The 8668-nt window shown below is 46.0% G+C and carries 8 protein-coding genes; 3 read left to right on the forward strand and 5 right to left on the reverse strand.

Annotated elements, in window-relative coordinates; all coding sequences use genetic code 11:
• Positions 1-355 precede the first annotated feature (355 nt).
• Positions 356-784 (forward strand): nucleoside 2-deoxyribosyltransferase, encoded by a 429-nt coding sequence (locus ACCM36_RS09845; protein ID WP_370573585.1) that lies wholly within the window; start codon positions 356-358, stop codon positions 782-784.
• A gap of 5 nt (positions 785-789) precedes the next feature.
• Here ACCM36_RS09845 and ACCM36_RS09850 read toward each other — a convergent pair whose 3' ends face one another.
• The 3 genes from ACCM36_RS09850 to pgk all read right to left on the reverse strand — a co-directional run bounded on the left by ACCM36_RS09850 (position 790) and on the right by pgk (position 3109).
• A complete protein-coding gene (locus ACCM36_RS09850) occupies positions 790-1098 on the reverse strand; it encodes a metal-sulfur cluster assembly factor (RefSeq protein WP_370573592.1) in 309 nt (102 codons plus the stop codon).
• Positions 1099-1200: 102 nt separating this feature from the next.
• A complete protein-coding gene (locus ACCM36_RS09855; RefSeq protein ID WP_370573586.1) occupies positions 1201-1842 on the reverse strand; it encodes a TIGR00296 family protein in 642 nt (213 codons plus the stop codon).
• Positions 1843-1876: 34 nt separating this feature from the next.
• Entirely contained in the window at positions 1877-3109 is a 1233-nt protein-coding gene (pgk, locus tag ACCM36_RS09860; protein WP_370573587.1) for a phosphoglycerate kinase, read from the reverse strand.
• A gap of 188 nt (positions 3110-3297) precedes the next feature.
• On the opposite strand from pgk, the gene ACCM36_RS09865 reads away from it, so the two are divergent.
• Both ACCM36_RS09865 and acs read left to right on the forward strand, forming a co-directional pair.
• Entirely contained in the window at positions 3298-3858 is a 561-nt protein-coding gene (locus ACCM36_RS09865) for a flavodoxin family protein (protein WP_370573588.1), read from the forward strand.
• A 126-nt stretch (positions 3859-3984) separates the two neighbouring features.
• Positions 3985-5931: an acetate--CoA ligase gene (gene acs, locus ACCM36_RS09870; RefSeq protein WP_370573589.1), complete on the forward strand. Its 1947-nt coding sequence runs from the start codon at positions 3985-3987 to the stop codon at positions 5929-5931.
• Between the two features lie 12 nt (positions 5932-5943).
• On the opposite strand, the gene ACCM36_RS09875 is transcribed toward acs, so the two are convergent.
• Together ACCM36_RS09875 and ACCM36_RS09880 are read right to left on the reverse strand one after the other, a co-directional pair.
• Positions 5944-7017 carry a phosphotransacetylase family protein gene (locus tag ACCM36_RS09875; protein WP_370573590.1) on the reverse strand — a complete coding sequence of 358 codons (1074 nt, stop codon included), beginning with the start codon at positions 7015-7017 and terminating at the stop codon, positions 5944-5946.
• 70 nt (positions 7018-7087) lie between these two features.
• A partial coding sequence (locus ACCM36_RS09880; protein WP_370573591.1) for an acetate--CoA ligase family protein occupies positions 7088-8668 on the reverse strand: 1581 nt, incomplete at its 5' end.

The following is an 8668-nucleotide window of genomic DNA, read 5'->3' on the forward strand; positions in this document are numbered from 1 at the left end:
AACAATGGATACAGTCCCACCGTAAACTAATCCAGTGATCCAGTTTGAACTCGTACCACCGATACACAACTTAAAAGGCAACTGAGCCTTTTTAGTTGCGCTTGATTCCAACTATTAAAAAGTAGCAATATAATCGGTAATATTTAAACATATGCAATAAATGAGGTTTGTAATAATATAATTTTAAGAATATAGTATATAGTTACTGTTGTGAGAAAATTAAATATGGACAATTGCACCTTATCTAAGAACAAGTGTCAATAACCCGTACAATTATTATCCATTGGACCTGCCGGGTCATGTTTATCTACAAAGAATGCGTAAAATAGAGACTCTTCTCCATAAGGATGATCATATGACCAGTAAAAAGAACATTTATCTTGCAGGTCCTCTTTTTTCACAGGCTGAAAGGGATTTCAACGTATACCTGCGTGACAGGCTTGTGGAAAAGGGGTTCTCCGTATTCCTGCCACAGGAGGATGGCTGTGATGATAGCGAAACAAGGCTTGAACTGAGGCAGAAGAACATCTTCGAAAATGATGTGAAGGGCATAGATGACTGTGATATAGTTGTAGCTGTTCTGGATGGTGGCAGTGATGTGGATTCCGGCACCGCCTGGGAGATAGGGTATGCGTACGCAAAAGGGAAGAAAATTCTGGGCCTGCGCACAGATTTCAGGACTTTCGGACCTGAAGGCAATGTAAACCTTATGATAGAAGTATCTCTGGATGAACTAGAAAAAGATGTTCAAGGACTACTTTCTTCACTTGAAACATATCTGTGAAAAGCTCATTTCTGATCCGGCTTTTTCATAGCTTCCTTAGAGATCATGTGTGGACTCCAGACAGGATCCCACACCAGTTCAACATAAGCTTTATTGACACCAGCCATAGCTTCTATCTTTTCTTTTACGTTCTTTACGATCACACCACTCATAGGGCAGTGAGGCGCTGTGAGAGTCATTTTTATATGAACATCGCTTCCTTCTATATCAATTCCATAAATAAGTCCAAGGTCCAGAATATTGATAGGAATCTCCGGGTCGTAAACGTTTTTGAGAACTTCCAGTACAGCTTCTTCAGTTATCACGACTAACACTCCCAATATATAAATTGGGTAGTTGTGACTTAAATATTTTTCTTTACAAAATAAATGAGAATAGAAATCTACAATAATACTGAAAAATAGTTGGAAATCAGACTATTTCTGAGCCTTCTTTCCGGATCCACCGCCAAAACATGCCTTCTTTTCAAACTGCTTCTCAATGACCTCGCCGTTAGGTGTCTTTTCCGCAAATATCTGGCCCTCAAAACAGTATACTTCAGCCCCTGTGAGCCAGGCATCATGCCCAAGGCCAGCTTTGAGGCAGGTATGACTGAGAAAGTCAATTTCATCCATCTCGTTCTCAGGGGCGACCTGAGGCAGGAGAAGACCTTGCCGATATCCTTTTTTGACGATAAGCCCATGCCTTCCTATTTCGATCTTGCCGGGAAGATCTTTTGGTAAGGCTTCGATCTTTTCCGGAGGAGTAAGGACAGTTACCTCCACAACAACCCGCATCGTCTCATCGACACGCAACGGTGGAAAGCGTGGGTCACGAATAGCGGCAGATAGCGCAGAATCGGTGATAGCATACTTAAGTGGAGAGTCAGGGTATGGATGGCCTATGCAACCCCGCAATAATTCATCCTTGGTAAGAGTGACAAAGACCCCCCTTTTCTCATTGAATATAGAAGGAAGCTCTATTTCAGAGCCATCCATCATCTCTCCGGTCCTGAGATATGTCTCAATGGTATCTCTTGCAAGCTGTACAGCTATTTTTCCCTCACTTTCTGTTAGCATGACTTCCCACTCCCATTTATGATATATAGATATCTCATTTGTGAAGTTTATGCCTGACTGCAGCTTCTTTAAGCGCCACGACCCCCGGCAACTTCTCTCCGGCAAGATAATCTATGCATGCACCACCACCTGTGCTCAGGTGCGAGAACTTGTTCTCAAAACCCAGGTTGCGGATCTCAGCCGAGATATGACCGCCGCCAGCTATGGAATATTCCGAATGGATCGCAGCTTTAATGATCTCATGCGTACCCAGGGCAAATTCATCCATTTCGGAAAGCCCCGCCGGTCCATTGAGGACCACGGTCTTTGCATTCTGGATCTCTTTGGAAAAAGCTACTATTGTCTCAAGACCAATGTCATAAATAGGCATGTTGCCATTGGGCAGTTCTTCGACCTGTACCTCTAAACGTTTACCATTCTCGCTCAGAGCTACATCCACTGGCAGACCGACCTTTCCATTGAATTTTTCAAGCACCTTCCTTCCCTTTTCTATCTGGTCGGTGTACCCCTGAGATTCTATGAAATCCATGTTGACCTTACCAATATCCACACCCGAGGCAGCCAGCATCACATTTGCAACCACACCGGTAACAAGGACCTTGTCAGCACCTCCATTGGTAAGAACGTTCTCTGCAACTTTCAGGGAATCATCTACCTTCGCCCCACCCAGTACAAAGATACAAGGACGTGCACCGCCCTTTATCCCCCTGTCCAGAGAAAGGACCTCTTTCTCCATGACCCTTCCTGCCCCCGTAGGAAGAGCTTCGGTAAATCCTAATATTGAAAGGTGAGCCCTGTGGGATACTGCAAAAGCATCATTCAGGAAAAGATCAAGATGTGGCAGAAGCTTTTTTACCAGATGTGACTTTGCGTGTTCTGATGCTGTCCTTTCCAGAGACTCTTCTGAATAGAACCTGACATTCTCCAGCAGTATGACATCTCCTTTTTTCATAGCAGAGATGCTGTTCTTCGCGCATGTGCCAAAAATATCATCCACATATTTTACTTCACGGCCCAGATATTGAGACAGCCGGGCAGCATGTGCCTTCATAGTAGTGAAGTCTTTTTTGCCAGGCCTGCTCTGGTGAGCCAGTAACACCACCTTGGCCTCATGAAGGTCAACCAAAGTGGGGATATGGCTTTTGATGCGCATATCATCCAGAATGTTTCCTTCGGGGTCCATGGGAGTGTTAATGTCCACTCTTACCAGCACTGTTTTACCTTTCACATCAAAATCATCTATAGTGAGGATATCCTTAGCTGACAAAATTCAATCACCGCTATCAGTAGTTAATATAAAGCAAGAATATTTCGACACCTATGTCTGAAACATCGAATCAGAATTATAATTGGATTTGTTCTTATATTTATGTGTTCCCTCTTAGGTACTGGAACTAGTGTTGCATCAAAAGCAAAAGATAATAAATGCAGTCGTATTTCACATGCATGATATATATGAAGATATTAGGCATCTCCGCAAGCCCCGTTAAAGGTGGCAACAACGACAAGCTGATAGATAAAGTACTTGGAATAGCAAAAAGCCGAGGCTTTGAAGTTGATAGTGTGCTTATGTCATCATCAAAGATAGCACCATGCATTGCATGTGGGATCTGCAGGGATGAGGAAATGTGCCCTATTGATGATGATATGCAGCAGGTGTACCAGAAACTGAAAGCAGCAGATGCTATAATCGTGTCATCACCTGTGTATTTTGGCTCAGTGACAGCCCAGGTCAAAGCCTTGTTCGACCGCAGCGTACTGCACAGGAGACAGGGATTCCAGTTAAAGAACAAAGTAGGTGCAGCCTTAGCAGTTGGAGGGTCACGTAACGGCGGACAGGAGAAAACCATCCAGACGATCCATGACTGGATGCATATACATGGAATGATAGTTGTAGGAGATGGAGGACATTTTGGAGGCATTCTGCAAAAGCCCGCTCTTGCTGATGCAGAAGGCATGCAGACAGCCATTGACACCATCAACAAAATGTGCGATGTGCTGGAAAAAATGAAATAATATATTTCTCCTCTTTCTTTTTTCTCTCATTTTTGATTTTCCCATACCTCTTTTGCTGTCACAGCAAACTATTTCAGTCATCCACTCCAATGAAAAAATAGGAATAACAACTTTGTGGTGTGGAAAATGGGAGTGAACACAAACAAAGAAAACCATCAGAGTGTAGAGTTTACACCTTCCCGGGATTTTGCAAGGACTGCAAATATCAGTGACTCAGATGTATATCAGAAAGCAGCACAGGATCTGGAAGGATTCTGGAACGAACTTGCAAGTGATATTCACTGGTTCAGAGAATGGGACAAAGTACTTGACTGGCAGCCACCCCATGCACAATGGTTCGTAGGAGGGAAACTTAATGCCTGCTATAACTGCCTGGATGTGCATATGGAAAAAGGGGCTGACAAAACAGCCATAATCTGGGAAGGGGAGATGGGAGATGTAAGGACATATACATACAGACAACTTATGGAGGAGACCTGCCGCTTTGCCAATGTCCTGAAAAAAATGGGTGTCCGGAAAGGAGACATTGTTACCATTTACCTGCCCATGATACCCGAGGTCATCATAGCCATGCTGGCGTGTGCAAGGATAGGTGCACCTCATAATGTAGTCTTCGCAGCCTTCTCAGGTGAAGCCCTGTTCACCAGAATCGGAGATTCCAAGAGCAGATTCATCATTACCTGCGATGGTTATTACCGCAGGGGCAGCGTGGTGGAACAGAAAAAAAAGATAGACAGGGGTGCACAGATGTGCCGGTGCATCGAAAAGGTCATCGTCGTAAAGCAGACAGGCAATGATATAGAGATGCATCCTGAAAGGGATGGGTGGTGGCACGAGCTAATGGAAGGTGAAAGCTCTGTGTGCGAAGCCGAACCTATGGATGCAGAGGACATGCTCTTTCTTATGTACACCAGCGGTACCACCGGCAGGCCCAAAGGCATTGTACATACCACCGGCGGCTATATGGTGGGCACACATATCACCACTAAGTGGATATTCGACCTCAAGGAAGATGATATTTACTGGTGTACAGCTGACTGCGGCTGGATCACAGGACATTCATATCTTGTGTACGGACCCCTGTCCAATGGTGCCACACTGCTAATATATGAAGGCGCACCTGATTTTCCGGAGAAGGACAGATGGTGGGACCTTATCGAAAGGCACAAAGTTACAATACTCTACACCGCACCTACTGCCATCAGGACTTTTATGAAATGGGGCGCACAATGGCCAGAGAAACACGATCTTTCTACGTTGCGTCTCCTGGGAAGTGTGGGAGAAGCTATCAATCCTGGAGCTTGGCTCTGGTACCACGAACATATCGGACATGGAAAATGCCCCATTGTTGATACATGGTGGCAGACAGAAACAGGCATGGTGCTCATCACTCCTTTGCCCGGCATCACCACACTCAAACCCGGCAGTGCTACAAGACCCTTCCCGGGGATCGAGGCAATTGTTCTCGATGAAGCAGGCAATAGAGTACCCAGAGGAACGGACGGCCTGCTCGCGATAAAAAAACCCTGGCCCAGCATGGTACGTACTATATTCAGCGACGAGGCACGGTTCAAAGAGACATACTGGAGCAAATGGGATGGGAAGACCTATTTTGCAGGGGATGGTGCAAAACAGGATGACGATGGTTATTTCTGGATTAGCGGGCGTGTTGACGATATCATCAAAGTGGCCGCACACCGCATAGGCACTGCAGAAGTGGAAAGCATATTGGTATCACATCCGTCAGTTGCAGAGTCGGCAGTTGTGGGAAAGCTGGACGAGCTCAAGGGAGAAGTGATCTATTGTTACGTCGTACTTCGTTCAGGAGTGGAAGCCACTGAAGAACTCAGAAAAGAACTGGTCAACCATGTAGCCCTGAACATCGGCCCCATTGCAAGACCAAAACAGGTCATATTCACGGATGACCTGCCTAAGACAAGAAGTGGTAAGATAATGCGCCGGGTACTCAAAGCCATTGTCAACGAAGGGAACACAGGTGACGTGACAACGCTGCAGAATCCTGATATTGTGGAAATACTCAGGCAGAGGACAAAGGAAATAGAAAATGCATGATAGGGAATGGGCTTATTGAACAAGTCCCATTTCCGCGATCAAACCATCAACATCCACATACTCCCTGATGAGCTCTACTATCCTTTTTATTTTCACTTCGTGCTTTATACGTGCGTGACCAATGAGGTTCTCCATCTTCTCGATGGTACTCATAGTATCGCCTCTGACAAGCATCACAGGAATATTAGCCTCTTCGGCACTTCCCAGCACTGCACCGCTTGGACGCAGGTTGCCTGTAAGCACAAGACACTTTACTTTGGCCTCAATTGCAGCCATCTGTATATCCGAACGATCGCCGCCTGTGATCACAGCTGCGTTAGGCATGCGTCTGAAGTATTTGATAGCTGAACCAACCTCCATGGCTCCCACCAGATAGTGCTCGACCAGATCTTCCAGATGGTTTGCACCCACCAGTACCTCTGCATTAAGGTCTTCAACTATCTCAGACACTGATACGGAGCGAAGCATATGATCTTCCGGGATGACCCCGAAAACCTTAATGCCTTTCTTCTCAAGGAAAGGTACCACCAAGTGGGAAACCTGTTCAAGCTTACCTGTTGGTACTTCATTAAGTATTATGCCTGCAAGGATCTCTGTGTTCTGGATTATACGCAGGTCACACAGTATACGGTCAACAGCCTGTGCTGAATCATATCTTGTGATAAGCAGCATCTTGGTATCCAGCTTGGTGGCTACCTCCGGGTCGGAGAGATTGTACATGGCCCCCCCGCCGATGCCGCCAGCCCCTTCCAGGAGGACAACATCCTTGCCCTTTGATACTTTTTCATAGGCCTCCTTTAACCTCGAATCGAGACCTTTCTCCACGCCCATGAGAGCATCATCCTTCAGGTTCTCTGTAAGCAGGATGGGAGTAATGGAACTCATATCGTCCTGTAATCCCAGTAACTTCTTTATCCCCTCGGCATCCTCATCCGCAAGCGAGCCATTGACATCTATGAGCAGATTACCAATGGGCTTCATGTATCCGACTTTGTAACCTCTCTCTTTCAGGATCACGCCAAAACCCAGACATATAGAGCTTTTCCCTGAGTACTGTTCCGATGAACTTACCAACATTGAAGCCATGATCTCCCTCCTAATACTCCTATAGTAACTGATCGATTACTTCTTATAAAGGTCATCTGACACCATCTTCTTATTCCTTTCTTAATGTCAGCCTGATATCCATTGCAAGGCAGCCTTTGCCTTCAGGCATGACCATCAGAGGATTTATTTCAAATTCCATAAGGTTGGGGAAATCCATCACAAGCTGTGACACTTTGAGCAAAGTATCAATTATAGCCTTGATGTCCGAAGGCGTCTCACCCCTTACACCAGCTATCAGCGGATATGTTTTGATAGAAGATATCATATGCTGCGCTTCCTTATCGTTGATAGGAGCTACGGCAAAAGATACGTCCTTGAGAAATTCCACATAAACACCTCCCAGCCCGAACATTAGAAGCGGACCAAACTGAGGGTCACGGTCCATGCCTATGATCACCTCTTTACCGCCTGTGACCATCTGCTGCACCTGCACGCCTGTTATCTGGGCATTGGGCATGTAATGCTTCACATCCGACATCATAGTAAGATAGGCACGTTCCACGTCCTCTGCATTCATCAGGTTAAGCTTGATACCGCCTACATCCGTTTTATGCGATATGTCAGGAGAGATGATCTTCATCACTACCGGATAACCGATTTCTTCACACACCTGGATAGCTTCGGATAGATTACCGGCCATTCTCGACTGTACCACCGGGATCCCATAGGCTTCGAGCAGGTCCAGGGACTCCAGACCAAGAGTCCTCCGTTCATTTCTGATAGCATCATCTATGATCTTCCTTGCAACTTCCCTGTCAGCTGCCATCAAAACCGGAGCAGTGTGTTCTTTTACCTTTATAGAACTGTAATCACACAATGCTTTCATGCTGGCAACAGCCCTTTCTGAAGAAGAATAATTAGGTATCCCATGCTTATTCAGTAACTCCTCGCCTGCAGCAATGCGCGTTCCACCTGCAAGGTTGCACAGGATAGGCTTGTTCGAAGTCTTGATAACTTTGGTAAGAACCTGGGCTATAGCAGGCACGTCGGTCATAGCCTGGGGGGAAACGAGTACAATAATGCCGTCTACATTAGGATCATCCACAAGCACTTCTAAAGCATATTCATACAACTGTGGACTGGCATCTCCCAGAACATCCACGGGATTGTAGAAGCCAGCTGCTTCAGGAAGACGCTGCCTTAATTTCGTAATGGTCTCTTCCTCGAAAGAAGTGATCGAAAGACCAATGCTATGGCAGGCATCGGCCGTGAGTATACCTAGTCCTCCTGCATTGGTAAGTATTGCAACTTTCCTTCCCTGAGGCAAAGGATATGTGGAAAAAGCCCTACTGTAGTCCAGCATCTCTTCCAGAGAATCAGCTCTTATAACACCACTCTGCCTGAAGGCTGCATTGTATGCGGCATCCGAACCTGCAAGGGTACCGGTATGGGATGACACTGCCCTGGAACCCACAGCCGTACGACCCGATTTCACTACTATCATCGGCTTTTCCCTGGTCACACGCCTTGCAACATCCATGAAGCGCGGACCGTCCTTCACGCCTTCCAGATATGCAGCGATCACAGCTGTAGTATCATCCGTCCTGAATAGCTCAAGGAAATCATTCTCTGCAAGGTCGGCTTTGTTCCCGAGGCTTATGAATTTGGAGAATCCGACCCCAATTCTATC

The organism is Methanomethylovorans sp. (genome assembly GCF_041305605.1).
GTDB lineage: Archaea > Halobacteriota > Methanosarcinia > Methanosarcinales > Methanosarcinaceae > Methanomethylovorans.

What these genes read in the sequence shown, in the direction of transcription:
- ACCM36_RS09875 (WP_370573590.1), bottom strand. Translation starts at nt 7,017, where the DNA reads ATGGCTTCAATGTTGGTAAGTTCATCGGAACAGTACTCAGGGAAAAGC.
- ACCM36_RS09845 (WP_370573585.1), top strand. Translation starts at nt 356, where the DNA reads ATGACCAGTAAAAAGAACATTTATCTTGCAGGTCCTCTTTTTTCACAG.
- ACCM36_RS09855 (WP_370573586.1), bottom strand. Translation starts at nt 1,842, where the DNA reads ATGCTAACAGAAAGTGAGGGAAAAATAGCTGTACAGCTTGCAAGAGAT.
- ACCM36_RS09865 (WP_370573588.1), top strand. Translation starts at nt 3,298, where the DNA reads ATGAAGATATTAGGCATCTCCGCAAGCCCCGTTAAAGGTGGCAACAAC.
- acs (WP_370573589.1), top strand. Translation starts at nt 3,985, where the DNA reads ATGGGAGTGAACACAAACAAAGAAAACCATCAGAGTGTAGAGTTTACA.